Here is a 14,160-nt window from a genome sequence, read left to right as displayed (position 1 = left end):
TCCAGATCGGATGAAATTGATGGGCGTCCGAATCGGCCGCTGCAAACGCAGCAGATCAATAAACAGCGTCGCCCTGCTCTCAGCAGTCGAAGTCCGCTTTCTCCGAGCTCGGCCTGAGAGCCAACAGGCTGCAAACGGCCAGTTCTGCTTATTCCCACCGCTTCGTTTGCCTGTGGCCGGCGGTCAGTCGACCAAGGCGGCATCGATCATGGCTCGATAAATTCTTCTGACTTCATCTTTGCCAATGTGACCGACCTTTAGCGCGGCGGCGCCGATCATCGTAATGTCGGGTTCGCGAAGAGCCATGATTGCGGCCCGGGCCTCCGGCAGATAGTCTTGCCAAAGCGGCTTGCCGCCCATCGTCGCATCGGGCGGATTTGCATCCAACTCGCAAAGTGCGCGGGCGACTCGTTCTAGGCCGGGCGTCATGCCGGGAGAATAACATAGAACGCCGAACTGATCTGGTGGGATTGCTATGTTTCTGGCGATTCCAAATCGGTCCGATTCCGCGCTCGAATATCGGTGACTTTCCAGAATCTCGATCCCTCTCTACAGCGGCCCGGTGGCTAGACGCTCAACTATTGCAGAACGTGTGGAGGCGCTCGTCCGGCGAATGGAGGGGACGCCTCTCTGCGACGAATGTATCACGGACCGGCTCGATCTTTCTTCGATGGCGCAGGCCAGCGTTGCGACGAGTGCGGCCGGCGGTGTTGGAGGATTCGAACGCTCAAAGGGACCGTGCGGTCTGTGCGGCGAGCCGCGGCACGTCATTCGACATAAGGGCTGAACTTGCACTTTTGCCGCGGCCAAATTGAGCGCGGCTGAATGGGCGTGCTCTGGCGCCGACAGGCGGCGCCAGGGGCCGCGCGTTGTTTTGGGCCGCGCAGCGCACTTGGCTCGGTTTCCTTGCCGGACGGCGGCTGGCCCCCAAGCCCGCGCGCACGCCGTCCGGCTGCGGCCTCGCCAAGAGCGCGTTCTTCTTTGGGCGCTTCGCGCTGCGCTTTGCTGACTTTTGATAGCTGTGACGTTTGAATCGATCAGTCGTCCGCATTACGGAACGGGCTATGATGTTCAGCCTGTACCTGCTCGCCTCGGTTGTTCCGGCCGGCCAATCCTTCACCTGCACACCCGTCGCGGTCTGGGATGGCGATGGGCCGATCTGGTGTGCGGAAGGCCCGCACATTCGCCTCTCGGGTGTCGCTGCACGCGAAATGGACGGCAGCTGTAGTCCGGGGCATCCCTGTCCGGACGCCGATCCGGTCGCGGCGCGCGATCATCTCGTCGGCTTGCTTGGTGAGCCGCAAGGGCGGAACCGGACGGGACATATCCTCGTCCGCGGACCGGTCATGCGCTGCTTGTCCCGAGGCGGAGCCGGCGGCACCCGAACCGCCGCCTTCTGCAAATCGCCTCGTTCCGGCGATATCTCCTGCGCCATGGTCCGGAGCGGCCTTACCGCGCGCTGGGACAAATATTGGGGTGCGCATCGCTGCGATTGATCGGACCGGATCGGGCGCGTGGTTTGGGTGGAGCGGCCTTAGCGTGCAGCGCTGATCATTGAATGGACGTGGCGGCGGCTTTGTCTTCGTTGCTCAAGGTCACCCCCTTCCTGTCGCCTTTCTGCGGGCCCGGCTCGCCTCTGGCCGTCAACCCCATGCGGGGTTCGCCCTCGCGTACCGCTCGGTGACGGCAGCTCGCGGGCCCTTCTTCTGGCGCCATCGGGGATGTCCCCCGAGCAACTGAAGGAGAAAATCCATGCCCACCATCGCCAACCTCAACGTGAAGCCCGACGGCAGCTTCGAAGGCACGCTCGCCACCCTCAACGTCACCGCGCCGATCGCCATCGTACCGAATGGTCGCAAGACCAAGGAAAACGAACCCGACTATCGCATCATCAGCCGCAAAAATGGCTTCGAACTCGGTGCCGGTTGGACCCGCACCTCGCAGAACAACGGCGCCGAATATGTGTCGGTGACGATGTCGGCCCCCGAATTCGGAACGATCTACGGCAATGTCGCCAACGCCCCCGGCGACGACCCCATGAAGAAGGTCATCATCTGGAATCCGCCGGCCTGACGGTTCCCCGGCTCCGCCTTCGGGCGGAGCCGATTGATCTTATCGACGTGAAGGCGGTCCTCTGGGCCGCCTTTTGCATTTCCTGCGCTGATGAGTGTCGGTTTCCGAGGCCCCGCACTCGGTTATCTTCCTTTTCGGCGACTGGGGTGCCGCAGACGACGAGGGCCGCGCGTGTTGCGAACGGCAGAACGTCGACAGTCTGCGAAATGAAAGGTCAGCGAGGGGGCCGGGACGCGGCGGCGAACCGGGGGCGGGTGGGTCGTGGGGGCTCTGCCGCATGGGATCGGGCCATTCCCGCTCTCGATTGCCGCTATTCCCTTGGCCGAGGCCAGGCCTCCTTCAATCAACCCGTGAAGGGTCCCGACGCTTCGCTCGGGCCGCGGCTTCGCGCGCGGTGATTGCGGCATGTCCCCGTCCGGCGGGGCGCCTGTCGAGCGGGAATGGCCCGCTCCCAAGGACAGGAGTTGATCCCATGCCGCTTTCCACCGCCCAGTCGCTCGGATGGAGCCTCGCCCGGACCATGATGACCGTGATCATCCTCATCGAGACCAGCGCCGGATATTCGGTGATGCCGCTCGATGAGTTCGACGGTGATCCCGAAACGATCGTCAGCGAATATGACCCGTTCAATCGCTAAGCGTCTGGAATTGGTTCCAGAATGGGGCCGGTTCGGGTTCTCCCCCGAGCCGGCTCTTGCTATGCTCTCCATGCAGATTGCGCTGTGGAGGTGGTGGTGGGCGCGTCCGACAGGAGGACGTTCATGACCCTGATGCTGATCTTCGGCGCGATTGCCGCATTCTATTGCCTGCTGCTGCTCTTTCGCTGCGCGACCTACGCGCTACCGATCTTCGCCGGCCTTGGTCTGGCCTTCACACTCCGGGACCATGGTTTCGGCTGGATGGTCATATTGGCGGCGGGATTGCTCGCGGGTGTCTCCATCCATGCCCTGGGTCGGCACCTGGCGCGCGGCTCGGCACCGCTCGTCCTCCGGCTTGGCGTCATACTAGCGTTCGTGGGCGCCGCCGCGGCTGCTGGCTTCCAGGCTGGGGGCGCGCTCGCGATGCTTGCCGACCTCGATCCCTGGACGCAGCGCGGCCTGTCCATCCTGACCGCCGTCGTCACCGGCTATGCCGGGTGGCGTGATCTACTGTCGCCCGGGGGTGGGATCGAGCAACCAGCGCTGCACAGCTAGGCGTTCCCCCGCCTCTCATCCTTTTTTGCTTCCCGGCCGACCGGCAACACAACCGTCCGCCGAGCAGCACCATCGCGGCCTCTCGACATGCGGCATCTGTCAGCGGGCCGCTTCGCTGGCCCGGCTTGGTGCAACCGCGCCGTTCGACTTTCTTCCCCTGGCGTGCCGCCATTCCTCGCGAAACAAGAAAGACGAACGGCGCGGTCCTTCGCTTCGCTGCGGGCCTGCGGCTGCACCGCCGGTCCCCCGCTGACGACCGATGCGCATCGAGGCCGCGATGGTGCGGCCCGAACCAAGGAAGGAATGCGACATGGCCAAGATCGGCACGTTCAAGAAAGTCTCCGGAGAATTTCGGGGTCAAATCACCACCCTCTCGGTGCAGGCGAAATCGGTTCGCATCGCACCCGAAAAAGATCCGAGCGGCAATGCTCCCAGCCACCGCGTTTTTATCGGTGACGTCGAAGTCGGCGCGGCCTGGGAAAAGCAGACGCAGGACAAGCGCCCCTATCTTTCAGTCAAGCTCGACGATCCGAGCTTCACCGCCCCGATCTTCGCACAGCTGTTCGCGGGCGAAGGCGATGAGCACGACCTGGTCTGGAGCCGCCAGACCCGCCGCGGCGACTGAGCCGCAGGGACCCGCCCGGCAGTGCCGGGCGGGATACCCATTACTGGGGATGGGTATCCCCGCCTCTTGGAATTGGCTCATGCCCGCATATCGCCAGTTTTTCGGCCTCCACCGGAGGCTGTTATGGCGGTTGAGAAGAGGGCAGAAAGCAAGCGGGCACTGCGCCTCGACTTTCCCGGCTACGCCCAGGAGTTTCTGCGCCGAAGCCCGGACTATCGCCGCGATTACAGCAGTGTGATGTCGGATCGCGAAGACGATCCGGCGTCGCAGGAGGGCATGGCCCGGCGATGGGGCCTTTGCTTTCCCGGCTGATCCGCATGTTTCGGCGCTCGACGCGCCGGCCTTCTGGGACGCGGCGGTCTGCCCTTTTGTCGTGATCCTCGACGCTGCGCCGCCGACCTTTGCCGCCGACCTACTCCTCGATCCGGCTCGCTGGACGCATCGCCTAGGCTTCCGGACCGCGCCTGACGGTGGTCATTATATATTAGGCGACGGCTGCATCATGCGCCGGATCTGGCTGCGCTGCGATCCTGCAGGTGTTCCGCTTGCTGCGCTGATCCCGTGCGATACCATGACCGAGACGCGCCTTCAGGCGGTCTCCGATCTCGAACGATGGCTCCGCGGAATGGCGTCTGCGTCGGCGGTGTCTCAGCCGACCTCCTACCAGTCGCAGCGCCTCGATCTGCTGCTCTCGATTCTCGATCTTCGCGGCGAAAGGCAAGTCACCAGCCATGAGGTCGCGCGATGCCTCATCTATCCGCGCCTGGATGTCGGGCGCGGCGCAGCGTGGAAATCCTCTCCCGAGCGGCGCCGGACCCAGCGGCTCATCCGCGAAGCCGAGGCGCTGTCGGCGGGCGGATACCGCGCGCTGCTGGCGGGACGGGCGGGGCGACAAAATTAGCACCGCAATTCAGCCGCTCCCCCGCGCGCCCGGTTCCGCGCCACCACGCGACATCACCCGCCGGCCCGCGCTTTCCGGTCCGGCCGCTGGAAGGAGCCCCCAATGACCACCGGTCACCCGCCGCGTTTTCTCACGACCCCCGAAGCTGCGAAGCGGGTCGGCCTGTCGCACAGGACGATGGAAAAGCATCGCTGCTATGGAACGGGGCCAGCCTATCGCAAGCTTGGCGGCCGCGTCGTTTACGCGATCGACGCACTCGATGCCTGGGTGGAAATTGGCCGGCGTTCGTCGACATCCGATCCCGGCACCGGCACCGTGCATCCGGCACGGAAGGTGGGGCGCTGATGCGGCCCGCCGATTTTGAACGGGCGCTGGGCCCGCCGCTGATCGCAAGGTGCAACGCTGGCGCCCACCAGTCGCCGGGTGACGCTGCACTCACCGAGGTCGAAATGACCTGGATCGAGGGGCGACATGAGCAGTGGATCCGCTTCGGCCGCATTGCAGCCGAGCGGATCTTGAGCCGCGCAACGCGCGTCGCGGCGTTCCGGCCTGGCGCCGTCTTTGCGTATGTACGTTGGACGTCGAACGACTTCGGGACGATCCATTCGACCTTGGCGATTGCCGCGGCGGTGGCGCCCGGCGAGCCTTATGCAACGCTGCCGTTCGTCCGCCCCGGCGCGGATATCCTCGCGCGGATCGACGGCTGGCCGAACGTGCAAAGGGCGCTCAAGGCGGTCGATGCTGTCGAAGCAATCGGGATCGATGCCTGCGATGCGGCGCCCGATCATTGGCGCCATGTCGGCAATCGCATTGCCGCGGGGCTTCCATTCCGGCCCTATTCCCGCGACCGCCACACGGCATGGCTTCGCCGCCGCGCGGTGGAGCCATGAACCGCCGGGCGCTCCGCGCCACGGCGGCGGCCGCGACGATCTTCAGCACGTCGTTCATTGCGGTCGCATGGCTGAAGCCCGCGCCGCGCCTCCTCTGGAATGCGAGCGCCAGTGCTCCGATCGGCCTCTATAGGGTCGATGTCGGCGCGCCGCCGCGGCTCGGCGACCTTGTCGCCATCGCCCCGCCGCCCGCGCTCGGGATGTTCCTCGCGCAGCGCGGATATTTGCCGCGCGGCGTGCCCCTGCTGAAGCGAGTCGCGGGCCTTCCCGGTGCGCTCGTCTGCCGTTCCGGCGTCTTCGTCACGGTGAACGGCGTGGCGGTCGCCCGCGCGCTGGCGCGCGATCGGGCGAACCGCCCGCTCCCAGTGTGGACCGGTTGCAGGCTCGTCGGCCGTGACCAACTCTTTCTCGTCAATGCAGCGCGGGACAGCCTCGACGGCCGCTATTTCGGACCGATATCTGCCGCCGGCTTGCTCGGCCCCGCGCACCCGATCCTCACCCGCGCGCATCCGGCGGCGCCGCTTCGCTGGCACCCTGTGGAACCCGGCTCCGCGCAATCACATAGCAAGAAGGAGAAACCAGAATGATCATCGGGACTATGCGCCGGAATGCAGCGGGAGACTTCTCGGGCTCGATCAAGACACTGGCGTTCGACGCGCAGATCGAACTCGCGCCTGCGGCATATTCTGAAAAGGACAATGCGCCGAGCTGGCGCTTATTGATCGGCGATCCTGCACTCGGTGCAGAGATCGGGGCCGGTTGGAATCGCGCGGGTCCGCGCGGCTTTTACATTGCGCTTCAAATCGACGACCCTAGCCTTGCAGCCCCGCTGCGTGCAAATTTGGTCCGCCTGGGCTCCGACGACGGCGATTTCTCGATCCTTTGGTCGCGCCCCGAGCCGCAGGGCGGGAACTGATCCATGGCGCGATCGCTGCGCTTAGGGTTTCGTTTTGCGCTGCACCTCGCCGCGCCATGCGGCGCGCTGCTCGCATCATTTGCCCTGTCTGGGGCTTGCGCGCCGGCTGCTGCGGCGATGCAGCCGGCGCGTCATCCTTTTGCCGCTCCGGTCGCCGAAGCCGCACAGCGTTTCGGTATCCCGGAGCTCTGGATATGGCGCGTGATGCACGCCGAAAGCCGCGGCAACGCAGGCGCGGTTTCCCACGCCGGCGCGATGGGGCTGATGCAGATCATGCCCGGAACCTGGGCGTCGCTGACCGCGCGCCATCGGCTCGGGGTCGATCCGTTCGACCCGCGCGCCAATATCCTCGCCGGTGCAGCCTATCTGCGCGCGATGTGGGACCGCTATGGCGACGTTCGTTTGATGCTCGCGGCGTACAACGCGGGGCCGGGCCGCGCCGATGCATACGCATCGGGACGCCGCGGCCTCCCCGCTGAGACGATCGCCTATGTCGCCAAGATCGCACCCGAACTGCATGTATCAGGCAGCGCTGCGGCTGCTCCGTTGACGCTGTCGCCCGCGCCGGGATGGCGCGATGCGGGGATTTTTGCTGAGCGAAATTTGCCGTCTGACGACGCGCAACCTGCAAGCCCGTCGGGAACGGCTGCGCCTGCCCGGGCTGCGGGTGCTTCGATTTTCATTCCCTTGTCCGTGGGCCGTGACCGGTGACGGACGGCGGGGTCGCTGGTGTTTTTGACAGGCACCGCTCTGGGCCTGTGGTCGTTTGCTGGAAGGGGAATTCGGGAGGGCAAGATAAAAGCCGTGCCAGCTTCGGGCACTTCATGGTCGGTTTTCTGCGGGTTTGCGCGTATGGCTCTGCCGAAATCTGCCATATCATCGCGTTGAACGCGCCGTTTTCTCCCAACTTTTCGTATGGCACCGCCCCCGATGCGCGGTGACGACCATGATTTCCGCATCAGGCCGGGACGGAGCCGCGATCGCGGGGCAGGGTCGGCAGGCAAGGGCAAGCGGCTCGCTACACAGGTGCGCAAAGCAGCCTCGCGGTCGGGCTACACCCGCTCGCGGCCTGGCCGCGGCGCTGGCGGCGGGACCGGCACGCATGGACGGGGCCGGCGGGCCATGGCGGCGATGCGCCGTCAGCCTGGCGCCCGGCGCGTCACGGTCATGGCGCGCGTCGTCCGCCACCAAGGCGCGCGGTTTCGCGCCGCGCCGCTGGCGCGTCATATCTCCTATCTCGAGCGGGAAGGCGTGACCCGTGACGGCCGCGACGCGAGCATGTTCGATGCGGGCGGCGACGCCGCCGATCGCGATGCCTTCGCCGCGCGCTGCGAAGACGACCGGCATCACTTCCGGCTGATCGTGAGCCCGGAGGACGCCGCGGATCTCGGCGATCTCCGTTCCTTCACGCGCGATCTCATGACGGACATGGGACGCGATCTCCAGACCCGCCTCGACTGGGTCGCGGTCGATCATTGGAACACCGACAATCCGCATATCCATATCCTCGTGCGCGGCGTCACCGATGATGGCGCCGATCTCGTCATCGACCGCGGCTATATCGCCGCAGGCATTCGCGGACGGGCCGAAGCACTTGCAACGCTCGAACTCGGTCCACGCAGTGAGCTCGACATGCAAAGCGCGCTCGCGCGCGAAGTCGATGCCGATCGCTGGACAAGTCTCGATGCCCGACTGCAGAGGCTCGCCGACGAAGCGGGCGGAGTCATCGATCTGCGCCCCGCAGCGAACGAAGACCGGCATATGCACGGCCTGCTGGTCGGCCGCGCCGCCCGGCTCGAGCAGATGGGTCTCGCCGAGCGGCAGGGCGCCGGCCTTTGGGCGCTCGGGGCCGGCGCCGAGCCGGCGCTGCGCGAGGTCGCGGTGCGCGGCGATATCATCAAGACGATGCACCGCGCGCTGTCGCGCGGCGGGCGCCGCTTCGATCCCGCCGCGCTCGCGCTTCACGACGGCGCGCCCGAGACCGCGATCGTGGGCCGCCTTGTCGAGCGGGGGTTGCATGACGAACTTGCCGGCAGCGCCTATGCGATCGTCGACGGCGCCGACGGGCGAACCCATCACATCCGCTTCAACTACATGGAGATGACCGGTGATGCCAGGCCGGGCTCGATCGTCGAGCTCCGCAGTTGGGAGGATGGCAAGGGGCGCGCGCATATGTCGCTTGCGACGCGCTCGGACCTCCCGCTCGCGTCGCAGGTCACCGCGCCCGGCCCGACCTGGCTCGACCGCCAACTCGTCGCCCGTGAACCGGTCGCGTGCGGGAATGGCTTCGGTCTCGAAATCCGCCAGGCGATGGAGAAGCGGGCGCGCTATCTCGTCGAGCAGGGATTGGCGTCGCGCGCCGGGGACCGGCTGACCCTGTCATCCGGGCTCATCGACAAGCTCGCTTCGCGCGAACTGGAAGCCGCGACCGCATCGATTGCCGAGCGGACCGGCCTTGCCCACAAATCGTCGGCTGCCGGCGACTATGTGAGCGGCGTCTACCGCGAGCGCGTGACGCTCGCATCGGGGCGCTTCGCCATGATCGACGACGGGCTGGGTTTCCAGCTCGTCCCCTGGCGCCCCGCGCTCGACCGCCATCTCGGCCAGCACATCACCGGCACCATGTCCCCCGGCGGCTCGGTCGATTGGGCGCTGGGCCGGGGCATCGGCATCTAGAAAGGCATTTTGCAATGAACGACAAGATCCTCTGGGGACAGATTACTGCGGTCGGTTCGATCGTGATCTTCGCGGTCTGGGCAGCGACGCAGTGGACCGCGGGCGCGCTTGGATTTCAGCCGGCGCTCGGCGCGCCCTGGTTCCGCATCGGTGACTATCCGGTCTATCCGCCGCCCGCCTTCTTCTGGTGGTGGTTTGCCTATGATGCCTATGCGCCGCCGATTTTCTACCGCGGCGCCATGATCGCGGCGTCGGGCGGCTTCGCCTCGATCATTGTCGCGATTTCCATGTCGGTGTGGAGGGCCCGTGAGCGGCAGCGCGCCGAGACCTACGGTTCAGCGCGCTGGGCCGAGGCTGGCGATATCCGCCGCGCAGGCATGCTCGACGAGGCTGGGGTCATCTTGGGGCGCTTTGGTCGGAGCTATCTTCGCCATGACGGCGCCGAACATATCCTATGCTTCGCGCCGACACGGTCGGGCAAGGGCGTCGGGCTTGTCGTGCCGACGCTGCTCACCTGGCCGGGCAGCTGCATCGTGCATGACATCAAGGGCGAGAATTGGCAGCTGACGTCGGGGTTCCGGGCCCAGCATGGGCGCGTCCTGCTCTTCGATCCCACCAATATCGCGTCGGCCGCTTACAATCCTCTCCTCGAAGTGCGGCGCGGCGCGTGGGAGGTGCGCGACGTCCAGAATGTCGCCGACGTACTTGTCGATCCGGAAGGCAGCCTCGAGAAGCGCAACCATTGGGAGAAAACGAGCCACTCGCTTCTCGTCGGAGCCATCCTGCATGTTCTTTATGCCGAAGAGGATAAATCGCTCGCAGGCGTCGCGGCCTTCCTCTCCGATCCGCGGCGCGGTATCGCCTCGACCCTGCGCATCATGCAGTCGACGGCACATCTCGGCGAGAAGGGTATCCATCCCGTCGTCGCGGCGGCGGCGCAGGATCTGCTCAACAAGTCGGCCAATGAGCGGTCGGGCGTCCTTTCGACCGCCATGTCCTTTCTAGGGCTTTACCGCGACCCCGTCATCGCTGCGGTGACGCGGCGGTCGGACTGGCGCATCGCCGACCTTGTGGCGGGGGAGACGGCGACCTCGCTCTATCTCGTCGTGCCGCCCGGCGACATCAGCCGCACCAAGCCGCTCATTCGTCTGATCCTCAATCAGATCGGGCGGCGGCTCACCGAGGAACTTAATCCGCGTGCGCGGTCGCAGCGCCTTCTTCTCATGCTCGATGAATTTCCGGCGCTGAGGCGGCTCGATTTCTTCGAGAGCGCGCTCGCCTTCATGGCCGGCTATGGGATCAAGGCGTTTCTGATCGCCCAGTCCTTGAATCAGATCGAGAAGGCTTACGGCCAGAACAACGCCATCCTCGACAATTGTCACGTCCGAGTCAGCTTCGCGACAAACGACGAGCGGACGGCCAAGCGGATCTCGGACGCGCTCGGCACCGCCACCGAAATGCGCGCAATGAAAAATTATGCCGGGCACCGGCTATCGCCCTGGCTTGGCCATCTGATGGTCTCGCGGACCGAGACGGCCCGCGCCTTGCTGACGCCCGGCGAGGTCATGCAACTGCCGCCCGATCAGGAAATCGTCATGGTCGCCGGCGTCGCGCCGATCCGGGCGAGCAAGGCCAAATACTATGCCGACCCCCGATTGATGGCGCGGATCCTGCCGCCGCCCGCGCCGCCGCAAGTCGGCGAAAGCCGTCCCGACGACTGGAGCGCGTTGGAACGACCGAAAGACCTGTCCGGCGGGAAGGTCGAGATCGCAGTTCATGATGAGATCCCCGATGCGAGCGACGGCGAGGAGGACGATAGCGACGCCAACAGCGGTATCCGGCAGGAGCCGGCGATGGCCGACCATGAGAATATCGTATCTGAGGCTCGCCCGGATGTCAGCGAGTTCGATTTCGCAACCGAGGAACGAGAGGATGACCCCGTCCGCGAGCGCAAGGCGATCGACGGTGCGATGCGCCGCGGCGCCCGCCTGGCGTCGCAGGATCCGGACGACGGGATCGAACTATGAGGAAGTCGTCGGTCAAGCGGACCTTCCGGATCGATAGCGCGCTGGCGCGCCAGCTCGACGAACGCGCGAGCAGCCGCCGCATCACGCGCACCGACATCGTCGAGGCCGCGCTCGCATCTTTGCTCACTCCCGATCATGAGGAGCGACTTGAGGCCGTGCTGACGCGGCGGCTCGATCGGCTGTCGCGGCAACTCGACCGGCTCGAATGGCATGTCGAATTGTCGAACGAAGGCTTCGCGCTGTTCGTCCGCTCCTGGCTGATCAACAATCCCCCGCTCCCCGACGCGGCACTCCGGGCGGCGCAGGTGACCGGCAAGAAACGGTGGGAGGCCTTTGTCGATTCGTTGAGCCGCCGGATGGAGCTCGGGCCGAAGCTTGGTGACGAATTGTCGCGCGATATGGACGGCGATCATTCGTCGCCCGCCGCGAAATAGGCCAGGAGGCGGTGCGCGAGATCGGGGGCCATCCGGATGAAATTGCGTCTTCCGTCGTGGCGATCCGGCTCCCGCGCCAACAGTCCCTCGTCGCAAAGGCGCTGCAGCAGCCTGAGGGCCGTCGTTCTCGGAAGGCCCGACGCGATACAAAGCGAGCTGGTCGATACTGATTTCGCCGCTGCCTCATGGATGAAGAGATCGATGAGCATATCCCAAGCCGGTTCGCCGAACAGGCCTTCCGCGCCGACAAGTTGTCGGCGCAGAAGGCGCCGCCGCCATACGCGCTGCGCGTTGGCGAGCGCCAACTCGGCATCGGGTGAGTTCCGCCAATCGGCAATTCTGTCGCGAAGTAGCGTGCCGGGCGAAGACGTCGAACCAGAGGTGGATCGCCCCCGGAGGATCATCCGATGCCCCCGGAGCGCGACAATGATATGTTCCAGCACCTCGACGTCGAGCGCTTGTCCTATCGTAGCCAGGCGCTCGGTCGCCTCGATATCGCACCGGCTGGGCGCTGGGTCGCCGCTCGGATGGTTGTGGACGAGAATGATCGCGGCGGCGTCGAGTTCGATCGCCCGCCGAAATATGGTGCGCGGATAGACTGCGAGATGGCCGAGCGTTCCGCGCTGTAATTGTTCATCGGCGATGAGGCGATGCGACGGGTCAAGGAACAGCACGCGCAGCGCCTCGTCGGGAAGCGCTCCCATCGATGCCCTCAGATAACACAGTAATTTGGGATTGTCGGGGTCGATGCCGCGACCGCTCAGCTCTTCGCGCATGGCCTCCAATGTCGCGCGGTGCGCGGCAACGATCATAGCGCCGACCGGGCTGTCCTTGCCGAGCGTTCGCGCCAGCGCTTCGGGGGACTGCGCGAAGAGCCGCGCCAGGGTCCGATGTTCCGCGAGCAATCGCTCGGCTAGGGACTCGCAATGCTCGGGATCGATGGCCGCGACGAGATTTGCCAGCATGGCTCGCTGTCGCCGCGCGCCAGCCGACGCCGGTGACGCCAGGTTGCGAGGATGAGGATCGCCGGCACCGGCCAGGACGTTGCCACCTGCATCGCGAGATAGGCTGCCGGATGCAGCGCCACGTCGAGAATCCGGCTCGTGTGGGCAAGGAGGGGGACCATGTGCAAGACGGCGATGCACATAGGCCAGAAGCGATGCGCAAACAGCGCGAGCGTGACGGTGGATGCGGCTCCAAACAGGTCGATCGTGAGATGGCCGGTGTCGAGCGAAGCGAAGGTCGGCGGAACGAACAGGTGGAGCAATTGGTCCAAGCCCACCATCGTCACTGCGATCGCCGCCATCGTCCGTTCCGGCCCGCCACCCTTCCAGGCCGCATAGCCGACAGCAACAGCCAAGAAAGCGAGAAACAAGGCGATGCGCATGCCCTGAAAGTTTCACGACTGTCGCTCCCGGTCAACCGGCGTCAGGCCACAGCGGCCTGCGCGCTCGCTCCTGCCTCCGCGATCGACGGGCATTCATGCAGGTCATAACCCGCCGTCTCGCGCCCGATATCGGCGAGCTCGCCGTGGACCCGCAGGATATCGCCGCTAACGTCGACCAGCGCCATTTGCGCCTTCATCAATCGGCGGATCGTTGCCTGGCCTCTGGTCGCCGGCACCCCGTTGGTGTCCCGCCGTGCGGTGACGACGCTGGTCATCAGCGAAGACACTGCGATGAGCGCATCGTCGATCCTGACTTCGGCGGCAGGGACGTCGCGGATCAGGCGTGCTGCCGTGATGGTAATTTCTTGGGACATGACTTCTCCTCTGCCGGAAGCTCCCGCTCCGGCCCATGATTGTGGACAGAATAAAAGAATCAGCCGGAGATCAGCCGCGTTAGCGTTTCACCGATCGTCACCCCCGCCAGCGTCAGCAGGATCAATCCGGCGAACATCGCCGCCATGATCCAGACTTTGCTCGAACGCGCGTGATCGCGCCTCCAGAGACCCTTTAACGGCGGGTCGACCGCATTGGGATGCTTGGCGAGCGATGCATGATCGTTCAGCGCCAATGCGGCCGGCTCTCCGTCCGGGAAATCGGATCGCATCAGTCTGGCCTGCGGCGGTAGTATGATCGGATCCCATGGTATTCGGTCATAGGTCCGTTTGAGACGCGCATAGCGGACGGCCGCCTCGGCTCTGCTATCCGCTCCCAGAATATCGCGCGCGGTCGTGAGCCTGAGATCGACGGCCTGTTTGGAGATGTCGAGCCGCCGCGCAATCTGCTTTGAGGTCTGATGCTCAAGCACAAGATCGAGACAAGCACGTTGCTTGTCCGTGAGCCGCGCCCAGCACAATTCATCCTCTGACGGCTGCGACCCCGAATCAGTCATTGTTACACTGTTGTCAAAATCGGGCGTTTCACAAGTTCCACCATGATTTTTATCCGTTCCGATGCGGAGCGACCTACGCCACGGCCTGTC

General features: G+C 65.4%; 20 protein-coding genes. 15 read left to right on the top strand and 5 right to left on the bottom strand.

All coding sequences use genetic code 11. The features are described 5' to 3' along the window. Window positions 1–183 precede the first annotated feature (183 nt). Window positions 184–429, bottom strand: a complete 246-nt coding sequence (locus tag B4F07_RS05055) for a hypothetical protein (protein WP_293704568.1) — start codon at window positions 427–429, stop codon at window positions 184–186. Window positions 430–1,064: 635 nt separating this feature from the next. Between B4F07_RS05055 and B4F07_RS05050 the strand changes: the two genes are divergently transcribed. The 15 genes from B4F07_RS05050 (at window position 1,065) to B4F07_RS04980 (ending at window position 11,734) form a co-directional block, all read left to right on the top strand. Beyond that, the gene (locus tag B4F07_RS05050) at window positions 1,065–1,496 is read left to right on the top strand and encodes a hypothetical protein (RefSeq protein ID WP_293702585.1); all 432 of its coding nucleotides are present in this window, start codon (window positions 1,065–1,067) and stop codon (window positions 1,494–1,496) included. Window positions 1,497–1,752: 256 nt separating this feature from the next. Further along, window positions 1,753–2,073, top strand: coding sequence for a DUF736 domain-containing protein (locus B4F07_RS05045; protein WP_293702583.1), 321 nt, complete (start codon window positions 1,753–1,755; stop codon window positions 2,071–2,073). A 472-nt stretch (window positions 2,074–2,545) separates the two neighbouring features. Beyond that, window positions 2,546–2,710, top strand: a complete 165-nt coding sequence (locus B4F07_RS05040) for a hypothetical protein (protein ID WP_167919412.1) — start codon at window positions 2,546–2,548, stop codon at window positions 2,708–2,710. Window positions 2,711–2,833: 123 nt separating this feature from the next. Further along, a complete protein-coding gene (locus B4F07_RS05035; RefSeq protein WP_293702571.1) occupies window positions 2,834–3,265 on the top strand; it encodes a hypothetical protein in 432 nt (143 codons plus the stop codon). A gap of 310 nt (window positions 3,266–3,575) precedes the next feature. Beyond that, window positions 3,576–3,890 carry a DUF736 domain-containing protein gene (locus B4F07_RS05030; protein ID WP_293702568.1) on the top strand — a complete coding sequence of 105 codons (315 nt, stop codon included), beginning with the start codon at window positions 3,576–3,578 and terminating at the stop codon, window positions 3,888–3,890. A gap of 123 nt (window positions 3,891–4,013) precedes the next feature. Beyond that, window positions 4,014–4,202: a transcriptional regulator domain-containing protein gene (locus B4F07_RS05025; protein WP_293702565.1), complete on the top strand. Its 189-nt coding sequence runs from the start codon at window positions 4,014–4,016 to the stop codon at window positions 4,200–4,202. 190 nt (window positions 4,203–4,392) lie between these two features. Then, complete coding sequence (locus tag B4F07_RS05020) at window positions 4,393–4,791, top strand: DNA -binding domain-containing protein (RefSeq protein ID WP_293704566.1); 399 nt, start codon at window positions 4,393–4,395, stop codon at window positions 4,789–4,791. A gap of 102 nt (window positions 4,792–4,893) precedes the next feature. After that, window positions 4,894–5,136 (top strand): helix-turn-helix transcriptional regulator, encoded by a 243-nt coding sequence (locus B4F07_RS05015; protein WP_293702559.1) that lies wholly within the window; start codon window positions 4,894–4,896, stop codon window positions 5,134–5,136. Beyond that, window positions 5,136–5,681 carry a DUF2840 domain-containing protein gene (locus B4F07_RS05010; RefSeq protein ID WP_293702556.1) on the top strand — a complete coding sequence of 182 codons (546 nt, stop codon included), beginning with the start codon at window positions 5,136–5,138 and terminating at the stop codon, window positions 5,679–5,681. Before B4F07_RS05015 ends, B4F07_RS05010 begins: the two co-directional genes overlap by 1 nt. Further along, the gene (locus B4F07_RS05005; RefSeq protein ID WP_293702553.1) at window positions 5,678–6,268 is read left to right on the top strand and encodes a S26 family signal peptidase; all 591 of its coding nucleotides are present in this window, start codon (window positions 5,678–5,680) and stop codon (window positions 6,266–6,268) included. The genes B4F07_RS05010 and B4F07_RS05005 overlap by 4 nt, the downstream gene beginning before the upstream one ends. After that, window positions 6,265–6,597 carry a DUF736 domain-containing protein gene (locus tag B4F07_RS05000; protein WP_293702550.1) on the top strand — a complete coding sequence of 111 codons (333 nt, stop codon included), beginning with the start codon at window positions 6,265–6,267 and terminating at the stop codon, window positions 6,595–6,597. Before B4F07_RS05005 ends, B4F07_RS05000 begins: the two co-directional genes overlap by 4 nt. Before the next feature lie 3 nt (window positions 6,598–6,600). Then, window positions 6,601–7,308 carry a lytic transglycosylase domain-containing protein gene (locus tag B4F07_RS04995; protein ID WP_327520431.1) on the top strand — a complete coding sequence of 236 codons (708 nt, stop codon included), beginning with the start codon at window positions 6,601–6,603 and terminating at the stop codon, window positions 7,306–7,308. Window positions 7,309–7,527: 219 nt separating this feature from the next. Then, complete coding sequence (locus tag B4F07_RS04990; RefSeq protein ID WP_293702840.1) at window positions 7,528–9,273, top strand: relaxase/mobilization nuclease domain-containing protein; 1,746 nt, start codon at window positions 7,528–7,530, stop codon at window positions 9,271–9,273. A 14-nt stretch (window positions 9,274–9,287) separates the two neighbouring features. Next, window positions 9,288–11,300, top strand: coding sequence for a conjugal transfer protein TraG (locus B4F07_RS04985; protein WP_293702547.1), 2,013 nt, complete (start codon window positions 9,288–9,290; stop codon window positions 11,298–11,300). After that, complete coding sequence (locus B4F07_RS04980; protein ID WP_293702544.1) at window positions 11,297–11,734, top strand: ribbon-helix-helix protein, CopG family; 438 nt, start codon at window positions 11,297–11,299, stop codon at window positions 11,732–11,734. Before B4F07_RS04985 ends, B4F07_RS04980 begins: the two co-directional genes overlap by 4 nt. Here the strand turns inward: B4F07_RS04980 and B4F07_RS04975 are convergent. Genes B4F07_RS04975 through B4F07_RS04960 form a run of 4 tightly spaced genes read right to left on the bottom strand, consistent with a single transcriptional unit; the run spans window position 11,710 to window position 14,034 of the window. Further along, window positions 11,710–12,699, bottom strand: coding sequence for a JAB domain-containing protein (locus B4F07_RS04975; RefSeq protein WP_293704564.1), 990 nt, complete (start codon window positions 12,697–12,699; stop codon window positions 11,710–11,712). The genes B4F07_RS04980 and B4F07_RS04975 overlap by 25 nt on opposite strands. After that, the gene (locus B4F07_RS04970) at window positions 12,648–13,121 is read right to left on the bottom strand and encodes a hypothetical protein (RefSeq protein ID WP_293702541.1); all 474 of its coding nucleotides are present in this window, start codon (window positions 13,119–13,121) and stop codon (window positions 12,648–12,650) included. Before B4F07_RS04970 ends, B4F07_RS04975 begins: the two co-directional genes overlap by 52 nt. 41 nt (window positions 13,122–13,162) lie before the next feature. Beyond that, window positions 13,163–13,495, bottom strand: coding sequence for a hypothetical protein (locus B4F07_RS04965; RefSeq protein WP_293702538.1), 333 nt, complete (start codon window positions 13,493–13,495; stop codon window positions 13,163–13,165). Window positions 13,496–13,554: 59 nt separating this feature from the next. Beyond that, window positions 13,555–14,034, bottom strand: a complete 480-nt coding sequence (locus B4F07_RS04960; protein WP_293704562.1) for a helix-turn-helix domain-containing protein — start codon at window positions 14,032–14,034, stop codon at window positions 13,555–13,557. Window positions 14,035–14,160 lie beyond the last annotated feature (126 nt).

Origin of the sequence: Sphingopyxis sp. UBA6723 (assembly GCF_002454115.1) — a bacterium.
In the GTDB taxonomy this organism is placed as follows: domain Bacteria; phylum Pseudomonadota; class Alphaproteobacteria; order Sphingomonadales; family Sphingomonadaceae; genus Sphingopyxis.
The sequence above is the reverse complement of the archived record's forward strand: the minus strand, read 5'-3'. Positions and strand labels throughout refer to the sequence as shown.

Bases quoted from the DNA above. Each gene is read 5' to 3' on its own strand.
- B4F07_RS05055 (WP_293704568.1), bottom strand. From the start codon at position 429: ATGACGCCCGGCCTAGAACGAGTCGCCCGCGCACTTTGCGAGTTGGAT.
- B4F07_RS05050 (WP_293702585.1), top strand. From the start codon at position 1,065: ATGATGTTCAGCCTGTACCTGCTCGCCTCGGTTGTTCCGGCCGGCCAA.
- B4F07_RS05045 (WP_293702583.1), top strand. From the start codon at position 1,753: ATGCCCACCATCGCCAACCTCAACGTGAAGCCCGACGGCAGCTTCGAA.
- B4F07_RS05040 (WP_167919412.1), top strand. From the start codon at position 2,546: ATGCCGCTTTCCACCGCCCAGTCGCTCGGATGGAGCCTCGCCCGGACC.
- B4F07_RS05035 (WP_293702571.1), top strand. From the start codon at position 2,834: ATGACCCTGATGCTGATCTTCGGCGCGATTGCCGCATTCTATTGCCTG.
- B4F07_RS05030 (WP_293702568.1), top strand. From the start codon at position 3,576: ATGGCCAAGATCGGCACGTTCAAGAAAGTCTCCGGAGAATTTCGGGGT.
- B4F07_RS05025 (WP_293702565.1), top strand. From the start codon at position 4,014: ATGGCGGTTGAGAAGAGGGCAGAAAGCAAGCGGGCACTGCGCCTCGAC.
- B4F07_RS05020 (WP_293704566.1), top strand. From the start codon at position 4,393: ATGCGCCGGATCTGGCTGCGCTGCGATCCTGCAGGTGTTCCGCTTGCT.
- B4F07_RS05015 (WP_293702559.1), top strand. From the start codon at position 4,894: ATGACCACCGGTCACCCGCCGCGTTTTCTCACGACCCCCGAAGCTGCG.
- B4F07_RS05010 (WP_293702556.1), top strand. From the start codon at position 5,136: ATGCGGCCCGCCGATTTTGAACGGGCGCTGGGCCCGCCGCTGATCGCA.
- B4F07_RS05005 (WP_293702553.1), top strand. From the start codon at position 5,678: ATGAACCGCCGGGCGCTCCGCGCCACGGCGGCGGCCGCGACGATCTTC.
- B4F07_RS05000 (WP_293702550.1), top strand. From the start codon at position 6,265: ATGATCATCGGGACTATGCGCCGGAATGCAGCGGGAGACTTCTCGGGC.
- B4F07_RS04995 (WP_327520431.1), top strand. From the start codon at position 6,601: ATGGCGCGATCGCTGCGCTTAGGGTTTCGTTTTGCGCTGCACCTCGCC.
- B4F07_RS04990 (WP_293702840.1), top strand. From the start codon at position 7,528: ATGCGCGGTGACGACCATGATTTCCGCATCAGGCCGGGACGGAGCCGC.
- B4F07_RS04985 (WP_293702547.1), top strand. From the start codon at position 9,288: ATGAACGACAAGATCCTCTGGGGACAGATTACTGCGGTCGGTTCGATC.
- B4F07_RS04980 (WP_293702544.1), top strand. From the start codon at position 11,297: ATGAGGAAGTCGTCGGTCAAGCGGACCTTCCGGATCGATAGCGCGCTG.
- B4F07_RS04975 (WP_293704564.1), bottom strand. From the start codon at position 12,699: ATGCTGGCAAATCTCGTCGCGGCCATCGATCCCGAGCATTGCGAGTCC.
- B4F07_RS04970 (WP_293702541.1), bottom strand. From the start codon at position 13,121: ATGCGCATCGCCTTGTTTCTCGCTTTCTTGGCTGTTGCTGTCGGCTAT.
- B4F07_RS04965 (WP_293702538.1), bottom strand. From the start codon at position 13,495: ATGTCCCAAGAAATTACCATCACGGCAGCACGCCTGATCCGCGACGTC.